The 18090-nt window shown below is 59.1% G+C and carries 12 protein-coding genes and 2 pseudogenes; 5 read left to right on the top strand and 9 right to left on the bottom strand.

Going from position 1 to position 18090, the window contains the following annotated elements; translation table 11 throughout:
* Positions 1–3 precede the first annotated feature (3 nt).
* Complete coding sequence (locus tag AT395_RS02495) at positions 4–1194, bottom strand: M20 aminoacylase family protein (RefSeq protein WP_042117493.1); 1191 nt, start codon at positions 1192–1194, stop codon at positions 4–6.
* 171 nt (positions 1195–1365) lie between these two features.
* Positions 1366–2691, bottom strand: coding sequence for an MFS transporter (locus tag AT395_RS02490; protein WP_072632753.1), 1326 nt, complete (start codon positions 2689–2691; stop codon positions 1366–1368).
* Positions 2692–2881: 190 nt separating this feature from the next.
* On the opposite strand from AT395_RS02490, the gene AT395_RS02485 reads away from it, so the two are divergent.
* Positions 2882–3754 (top strand): LysR family transcriptional regulator, encoded by an 873-nt coding sequence (locus tag AT395_RS02485; protein WP_048628143.1) that lies wholly within the window; start codon positions 2882–2884, stop codon positions 3752–3754.
* A gap of 319 nt (positions 3755–4073) precedes the next feature.
* The gene (locus tag AT395_RS02480) at positions 4074–4367 is read left to right on the top strand and encodes a hypothetical protein (protein ID WP_042113330.1); all 294 of its coding nucleotides are present in this window, start codon (positions 4074–4076) and stop codon (positions 4365–4367) included.
* 81 nt (positions 4368–4448) lie between these two features.
* Here the strand turns inward: AT395_RS02480 and AT395_RS02475 are convergent, their stop codons facing one another.
* A complete protein-coding gene (locus AT395_RS02475; RefSeq protein WP_174554637.1) occupies positions 4449–6290 on the bottom strand; it encodes a DEAD/DEAH box helicase in 1842 nt (613 codons plus the stop codon).
* A gap of 704 nt (positions 6291–6994) precedes the next feature.
* Positions 6995–7369, bottom strand: a complete 375-nt coding sequence (locus tag AT395_RS25450; RefSeq protein WP_124988582.1) for a hypothetical protein — start codon at positions 7367–7369, stop codon at positions 6995–6997.
* Between the two features lie 968 nt (positions 7370–8337).
* Between AT395_RS25450 and AT395_RS02470 the strand changes: the two genes are divergently transcribed.
* Entirely contained in the window at positions 8338–9711 is a 1374-nt protein-coding gene (locus tag AT395_RS02470) for a tyrosine-type recombinase/integrase (protein WP_048628144.1), read from the top strand.
* Positions 9712–10044: 333 nt separating this feature from the next.
* Here the strand turns inward: AT395_RS02470 and AT395_RS26040 are convergent.
* A pseudogene (locus AT395_RS26040) lies at positions 10045–10176 on the bottom strand (ShlB/FhaC/HecB family hemolysin secretion/activation protein); the annotation flags it as partial.
* Positions 10177–10200: 24 nt separating this feature from the next.
* Between AT395_RS26040 and AT395_RS02465 the strand changes: the two are divergent.
* Positions 10201–10428: a helix-turn-helix domain-containing protein gene (locus tag AT395_RS02465; protein WP_231606070.1), complete on the top strand. Its 228-nt coding sequence runs from the start codon at positions 10201–10203 to the stop codon at positions 10426–10428.
* A 147-nt stretch (positions 10429–10575) separates the two neighbouring features.
* On the opposite strand, the pseudogene AT395_RS02460 reads toward AT395_RS02465, so the two are convergent.
* Positions 10576–10749 (bottom strand): annotated as a pseudogene (locus AT395_RS02460) (integrase); the annotation flags it as partial.
* A 265-nt stretch (positions 10750–11014) separates the two neighbouring features.
* On the opposite strand from AT395_RS02460, the gene AT395_RS02450 reads away from it, so the two are divergent.
* A protein-coding gene (locus AT395_RS02450; protein WP_167370756.1) for an IS3 family transposase occupies positions 11015–12213 on the top strand; the annotation gives its coding sequence in 2 pieces (ribosomal slippage) (positions 11015–11330 and positions 11330–12213; 1200 coding nt in all).
* Here the strand turns inward: AT395_RS02450 and AT395_RS26440 are convergent.
* Genes AT395_RS26440 through AT395_RS26030 form a run of 3 tightly spaced genes read right to left on the bottom strand, consistent with a single transcriptional unit; the run spans position 12205 to position 17846 of the window.
* On the bottom strand, positions 12205–12570 hold the full coding sequence (locus tag AT395_RS26440) for a ubiquitination-like system serine protease family protein (RefSeq protein ID WP_072632752.1): 366 nt from the start codon (positions 12568–12570) through the stop codon (positions 12205–12207). The two genes, AT395_RS02450 and AT395_RS26440, sit on opposite strands and share 9 nt — an antisense overlap.
* Positions 12567–13814, bottom strand: coding sequence for a ThiF family adenylyltransferase (locus tag AT395_RS02440; protein ID WP_231606071.1), 1248 nt, complete (start codon positions 13812–13814; stop codon positions 12567–12569). The genes AT395_RS26440 and AT395_RS02440 overlap by 4 nt, the downstream gene beginning before the upstream one ends.
* A gap of 57 nt (positions 13815–13871) precedes the next feature.
* Positions 13872–17846, bottom strand: a complete 3975-nt coding sequence (locus AT395_RS26030; RefSeq protein WP_048628146.1) for a filamentous haemagglutinin family protein — start codon at positions 17844–17846, stop codon at positions 13872–13874.
* Positions 17847–18090: the final 244 nt, after the last annotated feature.

Raw genomic sequence — 18090 nt, 5'->3', positions numbered from 1 at the left:
GCGTTACCCCGCCAGAAACGCTTCCGTCAGCCGCACCCAATAGGTGGAGCCAAGGGTCAGCACGTCGTCGTTGAAGTCGTAGCTCGTGTTGTGCAACATGCACGGGCCGAGGCCATGCCCATGCGCGCGGTGATCCCCCGTCCCGTTGCCGATGTACGCGTAGCAACCGGGACGCTCCAGCAGGAAGAACGAGAAGTCCTCCGCGCCCATCGTCGGGTCGATCGGACTGACGACGTGATCTCGCCCCACGATCTCCTGCATGACGTTGACCGCGAACTGTGTCTCTGCAGCAGTGTTTACCGTTGGCGGATAGTTGCGCAGGAACGAGAATTCGACTGTGCAGCCGTAGGCCGCAGCGGTCGATTCGCAAAACTCCCGCATGCGTTTTTCCACCAAATCGAGCACGTCGAGCGAGAAGGTGCGCACCGTGCCCGCCAGCGTCGCCGTGTTCGGAATGACGTTGATAGCCTCGCCCGCCTGCATCTGCGTAATGGACAAAACAGCGGCATCGATGGGACGCTTGTTGCGCGTCATGATGCTCTGCAATCCGGTGCCGATCTGCATGGCCGTGAGTACCGGATCGATGCCGTCGTGCGGCATCGCGGCGTGGGCGCCCGTGCCTTTGACGACGATGCGGAACTCGTTGCTCGACGCCTGCGTTGCGCCCACGCGCGCCCCGAAGCTACCGGCAGCAAGGCCCGGCCAGTTGTGCAGCGCGAATACGGCGTCGACCGGGAACTTCTCGAACAGCCCATCTTCCAGCATGGCCTTCGCACCGCCGCCGCCTTCCTCCGCCGGCTGGAAGATGAAAACGATGGTGCCGTCGAAAGTCCGGTGTTCGGCGAGATGCTGCGCCGCGCCGAGGAGCATGGCGGTGTGGCCGTCGTGACCGCAGGCGTGCATCTTCCCCGCGTACTGCGACGCGTGCGCAAACGTGTTGAGTTCCTGAATTGGCAACGCGTCCATGTCGGCGCGCAGGCCGATGACCTTCTTGCCGGTACCGTTGCGCAGTACGCCGACGACGCCTGTTTTTCCCAGCCCCCGCGTGACTTCGATCCCCCACGATTCGAGCAGCTTCGCCACGATATCGGACGTGCGCGCCTCTTCGTAGCGCAGTTCGGGGTGAGCGTGGATATCGCGTCGAATGGCTTGCAGTTCTGCCGAGCGCTCGGCGATTTCAGGAATGATGGACATAGGTATCGTCTCTTGATGAATGCCCCAAATGGCGCGCGTCATGTCGTGCGTGTCGGGGGTGCCGACCACGGTAACGACGACATGGATCACGCCATTGGACAGGGGCAGAATGGGCTGGGGTGATGCAGGCGCACCGGCGACGAGACGCCGGGCGCCGTGATGGGTGATGGGTTACAGCAGCGGCTGCCGCGAGCGGTCCTTGAGCAGCAAGATAGTGACGAGGCCCACGGCTGCACCGAAAATGCCGTAGTACACGACGGCGAGCTTGTCGCCAGTCCAGCCGATGAGCAACGTGGCGATGGCCCCGGCGAAACCACCGAAGATCATCACCGCAAAGTTGTAGCCGATGGCCATCGACGTCGCCCGCACGCGCGCCGGAAAGAGTTCGCATACGAAGGCGCAGTACGAGCCCTGAAACAGACCCAGCGAGAGCATCAGACAGCACTGCACGAAGATCAGCATCGGCAGGGTCGGCACATGACTGACGGCAAGGAACAGCGGATACGCGATGATCAGGCTGATGAGCGCCGAAGCGGTCATCGGCTTCTTGCGGCCAATCGAATCCGAGAGGCGTCCCGAGGCAAACGTTCCGATGATGTACGCGACAGCAGCGCACAGCGACGCGATCACGCTGCTTTTGAAGGGGATGCCCAGCGACTTCGTAGCGTAGCTCGGCATGTAGTAGTAGAAGATATACGTGCCGATGGTGCCGTACACCGTCAGCCCGAATCCGGCAACGACCTGACGCCAGTGCATCGTGATCGATTCAAGGAACGGCGAGCGCTTTTGCGTGGACTGGTGACGCGCGTCCTTGAACACCGGTGACTCGTCCAGCCGCGAACGTACATAGAGTCCGACGGGAACGATCAGCAAACCGATGACGAACGGGATGCGCCAGCCGAACGCATCGATTTGTTCGGGTGTCAGCGATTGGGTAATGCCCACGGACACGATGGCGCCGAGCAGCATGCTGCACGCTTGCGCGATCATTTGGAAGCTGCCATACACGCCGCGTCGTTCGACCGGGGCATGCTCGACGAGGAATGCCGTGGCGCTGCCGACTTCGCCGCCTGCGGAGAATCCCTGGAGGAAGCGTCCGATGAGCATCAGCACGGGGGCCGCCATGCCGATCTGCGCATAAGTGGGCGCGAAGGCGATCACCGCGACGCCCAGCGCCATGACGGAGATCGTGACCAGCAAGGCAGATTTACGGCCGTGCTTGTCGGCGTAGGCACCGAGAACGATGCCGCCGAGCGGACGCGTCAGGAAGCCGACCCCGAAGGTCGTCCATGCGGCGAGAAGGGCCGCTGTCGGGTTATCGCTGGGGAAGAACTGCCGGGCGATGTTCGCGGCAAAGAAGGTGAATACGGTGAAATCGAACCATTCAAGCGCGTTGCCAATGGTGGACACGGCGATGATGCCGACGTCGATTCGCTTTCCCGAGCGCTCAGGGACCGCGGCGTTTGCGGCGCTGTCGCGCCCGACCGAAACTTCCATGGGGAGACTCCTCATCTGTGAAGTGTTTTCGCGGCAAGCCGACCGCACTCGCTTCGCCCCATTCTGCTTGTGCAAAAAAACCAATAAAAGCTAGAATTTGTGATCCGTCATCGCAAATTTTTTGATGTGTTGACGACTACTTTTCGGGACGAATTCTCCTATTCTCCCGACCAAAAACGGCGAGCGAGCGATGAGCAATCTGCGATTTATGAAGACTTTTGCGGCAGTCGCGAGGCATGGATCGTTCGCTGCGGCCGCCGAACATCTTGCGATGACACAGTCGGCGGTGAGCATGCAAATGCGTGCGCTGGAGGAAGAATTCGACCATCCGCTATTCGATCGCGTGGGACGGTCTGTTGCGCTCAACGCGATGGGTCGCCTTCTGCTGCCGCATGCGGAGCAATTGCTGGCGCAGTATCAGACGATGCGCACGTTAGCCGCAGGCATCGAGTCGACGGCCGGTCCGGTGACGATCGGTGCGGTGGAATCGGCGGTGAGTGCGCTGGCGCGTGCGGTATCGCAAATCAAGCAGGCGCAGCCGCATCTGGAGATTCTGATTCAGACAGCGCGCTCGATTGAGCTCACGGCGAAACTCGATGCCGGCGAAATCGATTGTGCGGTGCTGGTGGAAGCTTCGGGAAGGCGTCCGGCCGGCGTGCGATGGACGCCGTTGTATCGGGAGCCGTTGGTACTGCTGGCGTCGTCGGCGTTGAAGACTGGATCGGTCGCGAAGTTGCTGGAGACAGAACGGTTCTTGCGGTTTGATCGAACGCAGCGTACCGGCGCGCTTATCGATCGGGCGGTGCGACGCCAACATGTGAAGGTGAGCGATTTTTTGGAGTTGTCGTCGATAGAAGGGATCGTGGCGCTGGTGCGTCAACGCGTAGGAATTTCGGTTGTGCCAATGCTGAGAAGCGCGACGTGGGCACAAGACGATTCGCTACGGATTCTTCCGCTACCCGGCATGATCGAGCAGCGGAGTATCGGGCTGCTTGAGCGCACGCGTCACGACAAGATGGGGATTACGACAGCAATTGCGCAGCAGGTGATGGCGCAGGGGTAAAGCGTTGTGTGACTGTCGGCTGCAACGCCAGGTTGCGACTGCACCGGTGAGGTGAGACCGCTACAGCAAACGTCATTTGCATCCTCTACCGGATTGACCAGGGCCTCAGTTCCTTTCGGCCCATTGAAGATTTACGCCGGCACGAGGCGTTTTTGCTCACCATACGTCACAAACGTTTTCGCTATGTGCTGGAACGTTTCGAGTGTCGACGCATAGGTGGGGAGATTCGGAAGTTACTGAAACGCAAGGCTCGACACTCCTGAGATCATGGGTTCAGCCGCCTGGTCGGCTAAACCCGCCTACATCTCAGGAGACTTTGATGAGTGATTCAAATAGCAGCGACGGAAAGGACGGAGGAAACGGCGAGTTCGACATCCCGATTTCGCTGGCACGCGAAGGTCACGTCGTCTGGTTCTACGAACACAAGAAATACCTTGGTTTCGAGTGGAATGAATCTGTTAGAGAGATCGAGAAGACACATGTTGCCGACCCGGAACATGCCATTTACTTCGACACATACGCCCATGCGGTAGTCGCATCGGATCGATTGGCGACGCCTAGCCTTGTCCTTTACTCGCCCGGAAAAGGGATACCGCCCAAAGTGAAGGGATAAACGCGTCATGGACTCCGTCACAAATGACGGAGTCCATTCAAATTATTTTCAGTACTTACCACGGCACCACGCCCGCGTCTTTTATAGCACCGAGGAAGCAGCGCCTTCTAACGAAACATCAGGAAATAGCCGGCGCATAAACAGCGAATCCCCGCTCCCGGTCACGAGAAGTTGATGAGTGGCGCGCGTCGCGGCAATGTAGAAGAGACGGGCTTCTTGCTCCAGATCGGCCCCCTCCGTCGACATCGTCCCAACGCCCGGCACAGCAACAAATGGATACTCGAGACCTTTGCTTGCATGCATGGTGAGCACGGTAACGGCGTCTGCACCGGGGGAGAAGTTCTTGCGATTCCGCTGTTGCCATTGGCAGGGAATCTTTGCCGCAGTTAGCGCGTCGACACATGCCTGGCCGACGCTCCACGTTCGATAGACGACCGCCATATCCTGCCAGGCGACGCCCTGCTGATGGGCTTGATTCATTTTCTCCGCAATGGCCTCGACCTCCTCCTCAATGGATTGGCGTCTGATTAGCACCGGCGGAGGACCGTTTCGACCACAGCTTATCGGATGGATCAACGGGACGCCGTCGTCGTCAGTGGTCTTACTGTCCAGAATGTCTTTAGCTACACTCGCGGCAAGCGCTAATATCTGCCGCGTGTTCCGATAATTGATCTTGAGAATCGTGGTTCGCCCCTGTGCCTGAACACCCACGCTCTTGAAGCTGAACCCCTGCCGCTCTGATCGATTGAAGATTGATTGGGCGTCGTCATACATGACAAGCAAATGATTTCGTTCCGGCGTAACCATTTGCACGGCCAGCTTGAACCAGGTCGGCTCGAAATCGTGACCTTCATCGATGAGAACAGCGTCGTACTGCGCTATCGGAATGTGCCCATTCTCGACAGCCCGGACGACGCATTGAACAAGTTCATCAAAGAACTTCTTGCCGCTACCTTTTGGGCGAGTCACGTTATGGGCAGTCAATTGATCAGAGCACCAGCCGTGGAAATTCCTCACGACGACCTTGCTCGACAGCCCCCTGGCGTCCAATATCGCTTTGATTTGCTTGGAAAGCGGTTCGCTAAAGCAGAGGACCAGCACCGGTTTTTCCGACTGATTAGCCAAATACTCCGCGCGATATCCGAGAATCATGGTTTTTCCGGAACCCGCGACGCCGTGAATGACACGGTGCCCCTCTCCCAGACTGCGAGCCAGTTGCTCCTGCTGAATGTCCATGACGGCCATGATGTCAGGTAGTTCAACATTATCTGAAAGCAGCTCTAGCTGAACGGATTTCACCCGGACTTCAGGGAACAAGATCCATCGGATTCGATCAATGTTCGGTGGCGTTAGCTTCTCGCGAAATTGAAATTTGAACATCTGCCACAACCGTGCCTGAAACGCCTCTGCGTTCACCGACTCTGTCATTTCATCTGCGCAAATAACGCGTGACGGCTCAATCGTCTGATCCAATCCCCCATCTGTGAACTGTTTCCGCGTGATGTTGGGCAACACGACGCCGAACGTCCATGGAAATCGCAGTTTCCCTTGGTACGGATGCCCATGCGGATTCACAAGCTCCCGATCCAGCTCAAGCGCGTTGACGATTTCAAGCGTATATCGGCGCGCCTGTTCCAGGGGACTGACGACGGACTTTAGACCGTTGTTTCCGAGGATCCTCCAATCCCCCCGATCCGCGCTCTGAATTGTCGTGATCTTCCAGTCCTTGACTTCCAGGATCAGCAACCCGCATTGCGGGTGCAGAATCACGAAGTCGGGATATACCTGCATGGAAGCGACGGGGACGTCGTACCAAATCAAATAGTCTTCTTTCAACTTCTGTTCCAGCCGCTCAGCGAATCTTCGTTCGCCCGGCTGCATTCTGCCGACACATGAAGACAAAGACGGGATGATCGTTGCCATGCTCCCCCAACCTTAACGAGAATGGAATTCCTGAAAATGGCATTAGCGAATGCCTTCCGAGGTGATCAGATAGTTATCGGCATCCCCTTGAGGATTCGGAATATGCGGCGTCGTGAGCCACTACGGCTCGCTGGCCGTGTATTTGCTGTGCCGTTTCACCACCGGTCGTGCTCCCTTCCGGCCTTTTTGCAACTCGCCCTATTACCTCCAAATCACGGGCAACTCGCTCTAGAACCGGTGATGTGTGACCGGCTCTCTCATCGGTTCGCCCCGTTCCGAGCCAATGAGCGTACCGGGGCCAGTGTTCGCACAATGCGCCTATCGTCTCCTCCGTTGCACGCTGACGTCCGTCGCAAATGCTCCTCCAGGTCTGAGCCCGAATCGCGGTCATGTCCTCCAGCGCTTTGAAGCGTCGGTGGAACGGGACGACGGAATGAATGATCTCTATGATCCTGTTTCGCATTTCGTTAAGCCGTCATCGACCTGACTTCGTCACACCCTTGCGGCGAGTAATTGTTTCGAACTTCCGATTCCGACGGATAGCGTCTGGCGTCGAACCGGACGAAGGGCATCATCACCGCATTCTTCTTTTCGTCGCAAATGCATTGCCTTTGACGGTCGTGGGAAGGATCGTCCAGCGCAACGGCCGCAACAAAGGAAAATTCATTTCTACATGTTATGTAGTCCAACGAAAACTGAACAACTCAATTGACATTCTTGCGGCTTTTTCTTTTCTTTGTCCTTACGATTCTCTTGAGGTCGACCTGAGCCAGGATCACGCATCCTGGCAGACTGCTATCGAGAAGCCGGAAGAACGCTTGTTCAGACTTGCTTAACGGTTTTACCGCGTAATAGGCAGATGCATCGATTTTGCTTCTGGCTCCACGGACCTTGTGTTCGATACACGTTGCCAGCGTTGCAACAACTCGACTGACCGTTAGTTGATCCATGCAAGCAATGGAACCGGGAGCAGTCTCAGCACGATCCCGACCCTCGATTTCTACTGCGAAATGGGGAAAAGGCAACTCTTCCCATAGTTCGCCGCAACTCGTTTGATGAAGCGCTTTCTTGTCCAGCACATTGTAGCTTCGCACACCTACGCAAGTGACGCACACGCGTCTCGACTCCCAAGGTTAACGCTGCCGCCACCGCATCGCTTTTCCTCACCTCGCGTCGCCTATTTGAAAGACGACAACCTCTTGCCATATCCGCGCCCGCCAGACGTCATAGCGCCGTCGTCGGTGACCTGTCATGGGGGAATTCGGGGGAAGGACGAAGCTTGCGTCGCTTGTTGCACCAAACCCTTAACTGTGGGCAAGCTTCGATGCCGGGGATGTTGAATCGGGCGGGGGAGTAATCCAATCTGGGGCCAGGGCTCCTCTCATCGAGGCTTTACCTTGCCAGACACTGACGACAAGCAATTCATCGCCGCCGTTGCCAGTCACGCAGATCGCGATGTGATATCGAATTGGCACGACTTCCCCAAGCTAATTGCCTTGGAATAGGGTCTTAAGATAGACGCCCCCACAGGTTAATCATCAACCAATGGAAATTGGATTCGCTGGAGACCGTGATTGCGTCCAACCCTTTCGCTATGGGCGCCAAGAGCCGCAATCCGACGAGAGAGATTTTGCTTGAACCCGAAAACGCGTTGGCCTGACATCAACCGCTCAACGTATTCGTAAGACCGGAGAACTTCTCTGACAATACGTGGCGGCGTGATCAAGGGGGGCTTGTCGGCGGATTTGTGGAGCCCACGCAGCGTTTAAGCAAAAAAAAGCGGGCCCCATTTCTGGGGCCCGCTTTTGTATTTGGTGCCGGCTGCAGGACTCGAACCCGCCACCTGATGATTACAAATCACCAAAACACTTCATTCATTGAAGTTGATTGAGATACACGAAGCTCAGAAAACCCATGAAATAAAGCACTTTCCGTCGATTTCCGATGATACTTTCGTTGACCGAGATAGATCAAATACCACACAATCTGGTTACATGACGGTTACATGGAGCAATGTAACCAGAGCACAGCCCTCCCCTGATTGAACATGGCCAAGGTCAACTTCACTGCCGCGCGAATAGATTCACATCGATGCCCCGAAGGTAGAACACAAGCATTCCTGTGGGACTCTGCTTCGCCCGGTCTGGGACTACGCGCCACGGCAGGCGGAGCCAAGTCCTACATTTTTCAAGGCAAGATTCACGGACAGACGGTCCGTCTGACCATTGGAGACCCGCGAAGCTGGACTATCAGCAAGGCCCAGGAAGAAGCACGCCGGCTGCAGACGCTCGTTGACGCCGGTCACGACCCGCGAGAAGTGAAAGCAGAGCAACGCGCCAGTCATGAGGCCAGGCGAGTAGCGGTGATCCGGGAAAGCGTGACCGTCGCGGACGCTTGGGCCGACTATCTTAACGACCTTCGCACAAAGATTTCGCCGAAGACCAAGAAGCCGAGATCTGCGGGCTACATCAACGACCATATAAAGTTGACCGCTCCTGGCGGGAGTCGAGCTAAACGTGGCGGTAAGAAAACGGAGCGCGGACCGCTTTACTCGCTGATGGCACTAAAGCTTTCCAACCTCACCGCCAAAACGGTTGGTGCATGGCTAGAGGCCGAGGTACCTGTTCGACCGACTAGTGCCGCCTATGGCTTCCGCATGCTCAAGGCGTTCGCAAAATGGTGCGAAGGTGAGGACAAGTTCGCTGGCATTATTCCGTCGGATTGCTTCACATCTCCCAAGGTCACCGGGGCATTGCCGGGCACCAGCACCAAGGAAGGAGACAGCCTGCAGAGGGAGCAGCTCGCCGCATGGTTTTCCGCCGTCCGCGCCTTGCACAATCCAGTGCAATCCGCGTATCTGCAAGGCTTGCTCATCACCGGGGCGCGCAGGGAAGAACTCGCTGCACTGCGTTGGGATGATGTCGATTTCCAGTGGCGTAGCCTCCATATCGCGGATAAGATTGAAGACGGGCGTGAGATTCCCCTCACCCCCTATCTAGCCGCCCTGTTGCTCGAGCTGAAGCATCGCAATGAAATACCGCCCAGCAGGCGCCGCTTGCGCAACTTGGAAGCCTGTGGACTCAAATGGGAGCCTTCGCCCTGGGTGTTTCACAGCCTCAACGCCGAAAAGGGGCGAATCGCCGAACCGCGCTACGCGCACAACCAGGCGATCAAAGCAGCCGGTCTGCCTCATGTGACGCTGCACGGGCTACGCAGGTCGTTCGGCACATTGTCCGAGTGGTGCGAGGTCCCCGTTGGCGTCGTCGCCCAGATTCAAGGGCACAAACCATCGGCGCTAGCGGAGAAGCACTATCGGCGCCGCCCACTGGACATGTTGCGAATGTGGCACGACAAGATCGAGCATTGGATGCTCGATCAGGCCGGCATTGTGCTTGAGCAAGCGCCGAAAGCAACGGAGTAAATAGGGTTTCGAGTAAGCCTTCCACGTGAAGTGCAGAGGCCTCTCACTATTTGAGGTTGCCTGCACAGCTAAGCAGCCCACCAATCAATACGCATGATTATCAAGGGCGACCTGACACTTTGGCCTCCGAAGCCGAGGGCCACAGACTCGATTCCAGTCGGGCGCGCCAATCAAATCACATGCTTGCGTGAATTCTGTGGAAGCCCTACACGCAACGCATGACTACGTGTAGGCGTGACGTAGGCATTTCCGGTCGGCCTCAATGCACGTAAATCCATCTGACAGCGGCGATTTTTTGCGTGATGATGTCAATAATCGCCGCTGTTGCGAGGCTCCCCTGTAATTCCCCGTATCGCGAGACCCTGAGTTGTCGACTGAGGCGACGACGCTCCATCGCTTTGTTCGCTTGACGTCGATGACGACATCGCTTTCTCCGGGCGCTTCTGTCGGCACGATCTGCATCGCCTCGGTTTTATCGACAAGCGAAAGATGCAGAAGTACGAGGCACTCTGCCTCGAACCCGTGCCGGAATACGATGCCGCGAAAATTTCCGCATTGCGAGCCCGGTTTCATTTAAGCCAGGCAGTGCTTGCAGCCGCGCTCAATACCAGTCCCTCGACGGTGTGCAAGTGGGAAATCGGCGACAAACGACCGAGCGGACCTTCGCAAAAGCTGCTGAACCTGATTGATAGGAAAGGACTCGAAGCAGTTCTTTAAGCTCGAGAGCAACTGTGCCGCCAGTGTCAGGCGGCATGCCTGTTCCCTCATGCCCCCAGAAATGCCCCCAAACTGTTCCGGCACCAACAGAAATACCAACAAAAACCTGTGGTAGCGCAGTTCGAGTACCGCAAACTTTCACGCCGCGAGCTCCATACCCACCTTGGTCGGCAAGCCCGAGTTGGCAATGTCGGTCTTCGCCCGGTGACGGATACCGTGGCTGCCAACGTGCGACACACCTGCGGCCTTGAGCACGCGCGTCCAGCCGCCGTAGTGCTCACCGTGGGTCATGTGCCGAGTCGGATAGTTCGGCGACGGTAACCTCAAGGACGAATATTCGGAATCTGATCCTAAACAGCAGTCGACCAGCGGATGGTGGATTTCTCCTAGAGCTTGGCAAAGGCTGCACCTTAGCCTACGGCAGCGTCGATTGCGTATCGGCTAGACATGGTGCCGGGTGGGTCTCTACCGGCACCACTCTATCAAACCCTTTGGAGCGGCCCCACGTATCTGAGGACACAAGGACTCTCTTAAAATAACGGATAGTCTTGTGCCTATCAGTAAGCCTAGTCATTACGTGGAACCCATCGAAATTCTGACCGAGCCGGAGCGCCGTCGGCGGCGCACGGCGCAGGAAAAAATCGCCATCGTGCAGGAGACGCTGGCACCGGGAGCATCGGTGTCAGCCGTGGCCCGGCGGCACGGCGTGAACCCGAACCAAGTGTTCGGCTGGCGCAAGCAATACCAGGAAGGCAGTCTGGCGGCGGTGAAAGCGGGAGAAACCGTAGTGGCCGCATCGGAGTTGGCTGCAGCCATCAAGGAAATCAAGGAGCTGCAACGGCTGCTCGGGAAAAAGACAATGGAAGTCGAAATCCTGAAGGAAGCCGTGGAATGGGGCCGTTCAAAAAACCTGATTGCGCGCTCGCCCTTGCTGCCGGGGGACGACCATTGAAAACGGTCTGCGAAGTTCTCGGCGTGGCGCGCTCTGTTGTGGCAGTGAAGCAGGCTCGTTCGTCTGACTGGCAAGACGGTCGCCGTGCCAAGCCCACCGACGACACGGAACTGGTCGAGGAAATCCATGGCCACGTGGCGCATCTGCCAACCTACGGCTACCGGCGCATCTGGGCGCTGCTGCGCCGCAGTCGCGAGATGGTCGGCGCACCGTGCATCAACCACAAGCGCGTGTATCGGGTCATGCGTGAGCACCATTTGTTGCTGCGTCGTCCCGGCGTGCGGCGAGACAAGCGGCGGCACGACGGTCGCGTGGCCGTGGATAGGAGCAATACCCGCTGGTGCTCGGACGGCTTCGAGTTCCGGTGCGACGATGGCACGCCGCTGCGCGTGACGTTCGCGCTGGATTGCTGTGACCGGGAAGCGATTAGCTGGGCTGCTACGACCGGCGGGCATAGCGGCGACGTGGTGCGCGACGTGATGCTGGCGGCCGTCGAGCAGCGCTTCGGCACCACGCAGACGGCGCAGGCCATCGAATGGCTGACGGACAACGGCTCGGCCTACATCGACCATCGCACGCGCAGCTTCGCGCGCGAGCTGGGCCTGGAGCCGCTGACCACGCCCGTACGTTCGCCGCAGAGCAATGGCATGGCTGAGTCGTTCGTGAAGACCATGAAGCACAATTACGTCGCCTATATGGACAAGCCCGACGCGCCAACGGCGCTCTCGCGTCTGGCCATTGCGTTTGAACATTACAATGAGCGCCACCCGCACAAAGCCCTGAAATACCGCTCGCCTCGCGAGTTCAGGCGAGCAGCGGCGTCATCAACCTAACGGTGTCCACGTGTCCTGAGTTACAGGGGCAACTCCACCCTTCTTTACCCAGAAGTGACATGAACATGCTCGATGCTGGTGGATAGAGGGCGACATGGTTGGTCGCCCCCAGAAGTCTGTTTCGACAGACCACCGGGGGCGTCGATCCGGGTTAAGGGAAAGCGATATCTGTACGCCACAACCGCCGGGGCAGCTCATACAAGCCCACTTCTTGACGCCGGTGTCGATGACCACCCACAGCTCTCCGGGCGGCAGGGCGTTTTTGCCCGGATGCTGCGCAACCGGATAAACGAGCAGATCGTAGCGCAGCCACCCGAGCCGGCGCAGCGCTCGCACGATAATTCGCTTGACGGTCATCCGATAACGCCAAGGAATGGGTTGACATCGCCTCGCCCCCAGCTCGCCTGGCTGGCACAAACCGGGCAAGAAGCCACGGGTCGACAGGTCATCGCGCGATCTTCTACGCGGTCGAACCGGCGAATCCTGTTGTGTGTCATGCCCCCCGAGCCGCGAAAGCTGGTCAGGCCCTGAATAAGCTCATCGACGGCTGCGCAGGCGATGGCCGTGGTGAACGTAACCACGGCGGGCGCAGGGTCGCCGCTACCATCCACATAGGCTTCCGCCTTACGCCGCTCGAACTCGGCCGGGTCGCTGCGCCGGAGTCCTTCGTTCGCAGCGCGGCGCGGATCAGCCACTCCCAAACACATGAGACAAGGGTTGCCAGGGCGAATCGTCGACACGCGGCCTGTCATGTCGTAGTCCGCGCCGCTGCGTGCCGGGCGCATCCGCAGGCCGATATCGATCAACGGGATGCCGTAGTAGTGCGCCAGGCGGTTGAGCGTCAGCCGCCCCTGATGGTCGTCGGTACAGCCGAACAGCACATCGCAGGAGCGCAGTAGATCGCGCAGATCAGGATGGCCGACCCACTCCTCTTTGGTGACGACCTGGGTGCCGAGACCCGCGGCGCGAATCTCGCGCGCGAGGATGTCTACCTTGGCCAAGCCGGCGGCCACATCTGTGGTGCGCGAGCCATGCACGCGGTTGAGATTGGTGACATCAATGATGTCTTTGTCCATCAGCCCCAGAAAGCCGACGCCCAGCCGCGCCAATAGCATCGCGACAGCACTGCCCGTGCCGCCGCCCCCTACGACACCGACCCGCAGCCCGCGCACGACTGGATTGAACCCTTGGCCGAAGAGCGCGGCCTGCCGCGCCAGGAATTGATCTTCGTCAGCCGAAGCCACCGTGCGCGCGATCTTGATCTGGCTTCCTACCAGCGAGATCGAGGATGCCATGACCGTCTTGCCGGGTGCGGTCCAGAGCCTGCCCGCGATGGCGTCATCGCGGCCGAACACCATGCTGGCCAGGCCGGAAACGCCCCTATTGAACGTCGTCCGAGCCAGCTCCGCCTCGTTTCGGTCATCCTGGTCGGAGAAGAACGCTGCCGCGTTCGGATGCGTGTGTACCAGACCCGCAACTAGGCCCCGTTCCTTCGCGATGCCGAGAGTGCGCATGAAGCCGCGGGTGGACCATGTGACGCGGACAGGCGATGCGGAGACCATTTCATCGGCAGCGACGGGGATGACTTCGTGCGAGATCAACCTGGTGCGAGGCACTCCCGACCAGGGGCCGTTTCAGAAGACAAAACGACATCTTGTTTAAAGCCCGAGTGATCGTCGTTCAGCCTCCGTCAGTTGACTGCGAGCGAAGTCTCCGAGATGCGCGCCGCCCAAGACCTGAACCGCGCTACTCGACCGATAGCTGGTCGGCTTCTCCGCCTGGGGGTCTGCCTGCCTGTTGTCCGGGGCCGCCTCACCGCCGGTGCCGAGCATGCGTATCGAAAAGATCGACGACATGGCTTGGCGTGCTGAAGCGCGCTCACGCGACATCGCATCCTGCGCGGCCGTCGCCGCAGTGCTCGCCACCGCACTCGCGTTGGTCAGCGCCCCCACGTTCACGCTTGCCATCACCGGCAGCCCCGTCGACTTGCCCTGCACCTGCACGTTGGCCGCGTTCACCACCGCCAGCGCCGCGAAGTTCACGTTGCCCGAGACCCGAATCCCTGCCTCGCCTGCATCAATCGTCCCCAGCGGCGCCACCAGGTCAACGTCTCCTGCCGGCACCTCCGGAATCGGACTGAGCGTTGCAATACCCGCACCAGAGGACGGCACAGTCGGCGATATGGTCACGTTGCTCATCTCGTCATAGACCCGCTTGGGTGGGGTGTATACCACCGTCGTCTTGGAACCTCGGCCCGCATTGATGTCCCCTTCGGCCGACCAGCCCTGGATGCTGCCCCCAAACGTTGTCATGATGCGCGACAGACCCAGCAGGATCGAACCCTTCGAATACAGGTCGATGTTGCCCGTCCCCTGCGTGATCAAGCCTGCACCCGCGCCCGCTGGCACGCCCTCCACGCCGACGATCGTCTTGCCGCCCGGGTTGAGCATCTGGATGTCGCCACCGAAGTTGGTGTGAATACCAGCGTCGGTGACGACGGGCACCGTCTGGCCATTCACCGTCTTCGAACCCGTAATACCGCTGAACATCGTGATGTCGCCCTGATAGCTCATCGCATTGCCTTGGGCATCCGTCGACGGGAAGAGTGTAGCGACGGCCTCGCGACCGCGCAGGTAGCTGCCGTAGCGCGAGCTCGTCGGGTCGTTGTATTCACGCCCGCCCGCCAGCAACTCCTTGAAGTAGACCTGGCGCACGAATACACCCTGCTGTTCGCTGGGCAGCGCCAGGAAGTACGCCAGCGCATCGGCCGACGTGCCGCTGTAGCCAAAGCGCTGTTGCAGCCAGGCGAATAGCTCCTCGTCGTACGTACGCGCAACCTTGCCGCTGCCCGCCAGCGGAATGCCAGTGCTCAACTGGTTCGCCGTATCGAAGTACAGTTTGGCGAAAGCCGTGTAGTCGGGGCCATTCGCGCCGACACCGGCCAGCACCGTGATGCCCGCACCGCCCGAGCGGTTCGACGGGTTGGCCACATCGCCCACGCTCGTCAGCGACCCGTAATAGCCTTGGTAGAGGTTGCGGCCGGCCTGCACCTGAAGCAGGCCGGGGCCGACAATATCAATCGACTGGTAGAAGATGTCGCGCCCGGCCTGTATCAGCGTGATGTCGTTGGCGTTCGTATTCAGAAACACGCTTGGCGTCGTGCCCGTCCCCACGATGTCCCGACCCGCAATCACCTCGAACGGCTTCGCGGCGGCGTACCACATCGCGTGGGTTGGGTGGAATCCCAGCGCGACGCTCTGATTTTGCGAGGAGACACGCCCAATAGTCAGATCCTGGATGTCGACACCCGCATAGACCATCGCGGGCTTCCTGTCCTGTGCATGCAGGAAGCCAGATGGCGTATCCTCACCGAACGCGATCGGATCGTTATCGAACAGCAAGTATGGCGCCGTCGGACTCGCATTCGCACCGGCTATCGACTGGAACACGGGATGAACCGGCGTAGCTAGCGCGCTCATGTTGGAACCCGACATCGCCACCACCTGGCTCGTCCCGTAGATCGAACCCGCAGCGAGCAATTCGAATTGACCCAAGGGTGAGGGCACCAGTTCGAGTACCCCAAACGACGCTGCGCTACCCGGCTCCGAGAAGCGGACGTCGCCGTTGGCTGCCGTGGCAATCAGGGTACCAGGATAAAAGTTGGTGCTGTAGTTGCCATCGGCAGTATTTCCAGTCAATGGGGCCACATCGCCGCCTGCTGCATATAGATTGATGGCCGTCGCTGGCGTCCACAACGTGAAGCTGGACAGTGCCCCCCGGGCAGTCCCGTAAGCCTTACCACTGGCGTCCGTCACCGTGTAGACCCCGCCTCGCCGATCCACGGGCGTCGCCATCGTAGCATCGCCAGCGCCACCAAACACCAGATCGCCGCGCGCCGTAATTCTGACGGTGCCATCGCCCGGCGTGAAGATCGGGCCGGGGGTCTTCTGCGAATGCGAAAAGACGTTTGGATCGACGGCGCGCGGATCGTACGACGTCCATGAGGCGCTCCCGAAGAACTGAGCCACCGCGCCGACGGCGCCAGCGTTCACAGTGATATTACCGCGCAGATTGGTCACTGCGCCAAAGTAGTCAGAGGCGCGGTTCGAAGCTTGGCTGGCAGGCATTGGATTGAGCATGCCGCCGATCTTCATGATCAGGTCACCACCACCAGTCTGCACCAATGTTCCATCTGCTGCCACCCGGCCCGTTGATGCCACAGCCAGATCCAGAGCGGTCGAGCTAGCGTTCGCTACGCCAGCATTACGCCCGGCGATGAGCGTCAGGTTGCCACCGCCCAGCGTGCCGATTCCCTGGAATCCGACGAGTGAGCTGTCATTGGTCCAGCTGCTGGTCTTGGCGATACTGCCGAAATTGATCCACCACGCTGTCGGATCGGGGGTAACACCGCCCCCACCTTGGCGCCACAACCAGTTCGCCGTGCTATCCGAATCCACATAGCGGGTGACGTTGTCAAACAATTGCACCTTGGCGGAAACGTCCTGCTGCGCCATGAGCAGCAGATCACCGCCATGCTCCGGATACCAGGCATGGGTGGTGCCATCCACGCCGATCAGGTCGTAAGGATTGCCGTCCGCGGCCAGAATCGGCGCGGCCTGCGTGCCGGCCGTGTAGACGCCATACGGGGTCGCTTCGCTGAAGCTGCCACCCGCGAGTAATTCGAGATTCCCGATACCGGTTCGCAGCACGCTAAAGTACGTGCCATTGCGCGAAGCGTTGTAGCTCGTGGCGCTTAGCGTAAGGTTGCCGCCTCCGTTGAGAGCCCGCATCGCTTGCAGCTCGCGCTGGTCTGCAGCGGCGAGATCGCCGCCAGAGACCAATCGGATAGACGCTGAGAGCAAGCCAGCCGAGAGCATTGACGCCATCGGCGCTGTAGGCGCCGCGCCGGGAATTGCGGGGCTCACCACAACTGCGACATTCGGCATGTTGCTAGGCTCGAATGCGAAGCCATAACTGTTACTGGCACTGATGATCGTGCCCGCCCTGATCGTGTCGCCCGGGTTATAGTAATTGTTTTTGCTGTCGACTAGGTTGCCCCACCAATTAAATGTCCACCAATTATAGAAGGCATTGTCTGGAATGGTCCAATCATTCAGAACGATCACGTCTTCTTTCTGATCGAACCAGTATGTATAACTGTCAGCACCAACCTCAGTTTTTTTCTGAGCAAAGAACGAACTGTTCGTGACATCGATAGCTGCGACAGTGGCCGGTATTCCCGCTGACGCTTTGAACCCATCCGAGATGCTCCCCTTTATTGAGAGATTGCCACCGGCACGCACTACGAGGGCCATCGGCTCGCCGGCACCGTACGCTGGAGAGTTCGGGTCGCGATTGGCCCCGAGACCATAGCGATAGCCGGCCAGATCAATATCCCCCGAGGTCAACAGATCGCCGCTCGAGGTAATCTGCACGCCCGGGCGCAGATGATAGGCGTTGCCGTAAGCGGTCAGGCCCGCGAGCCTGCCTTGCAGGGCGCTGTTTGCCAGCGCGGCGCTGATGAACGCAGTGCTCGCGACGTCGTAGCCGTCCAGTGTCCCCTGGGTGATGGTGCTGCCGCCCGGCAGATTGTAGGTCCAGAAACCGTTGAGCGCGATGCTGATGTAAAACAATTAACTCCGTTACGGAACAATTAACTCCGTTACGGGATCCCGCTTCGGCGGCCCCATAAATACAGCGAATGCGCCTACGTGGTGCGCGCAAACGAGCCCTCGGTTGAATTGGCTCGCCGTCCCGAACGCCATGGATTTCACCACTAAATTTGGCCGTTAACGACCCAAAGCGGAAAATGACCACCGTGTTCTAGATGTCCGCTTGCTTAAAAAAATCGGTCCGGCAACACAGTTCAGAGCCAAA

Source organism: Pandoraea apista (assembly GCF_001465595.2).
Classification (GTDB): domain Bacteria; phylum Pseudomonadota; class Gammaproteobacteria; order Burkholderiales; family Burkholderiaceae; genus Pandoraea; species Pandoraea apista.
The sequence above is the reverse complement of the archived record's forward strand: the minus strand, read 5'-3'. Positions and strand labels throughout refer to the sequence as shown.

Coding starts and splice junctions, on each gene's coding strand:
- AT395_RS02495 (WP_042117493.1), bottom strand. CDS start 1,194: ATGTCCATCATTCCTGAAATCGCCGAGCGCTCGGCAGAACTGCAAGCC.
- AT395_RS02490 (WP_072632753.1), bottom strand. CDS start 2,691: ATGGAAGTTTCGGTCGGGCGCGACAGCGCCGCAAACGCCGCGGTCCCT.
- AT395_RS02485 (WP_048628143.1), top strand. CDS start 2,882: ATGAGCAATCTGCGATTTATGAAGACTTTTGCGGCAGTCGCGAGGCAT.
- AT395_RS02480 (WP_042113330.1), top strand. CDS start 4,074: ATGAGTGATTCAAATAGCAGCGACGGAAAGGACGGAGGAAACGGCGAG.
- AT395_RS02475 (WP_174554637.1), bottom strand. CDS start 6,290: ATGGCAACGATCATCCCGTCTTTGTCTTCATGTGTCGGCAGAATGCAG.
- AT395_RS02470 (WP_048628144.1), top strand. CDS start 8,338: ATGGCCAAGGTCAACTTCACTGCCGCGCGAATAGATTCACATCGATGC.
- AT395_RS02465 (WP_231606070.1), top strand. CDS start 10,201: ATGCAGAAGTACGAGGCACTCTGCCTCGAACCCGTGCCGGAATACGAT.
- AT395_RS26440 (WP_072632752.1), bottom strand. CDS start 12,570: ATGACCGTCAAGCGAATTATCGTGCGAGCGCTGCGCCGGCTCGGGTGG.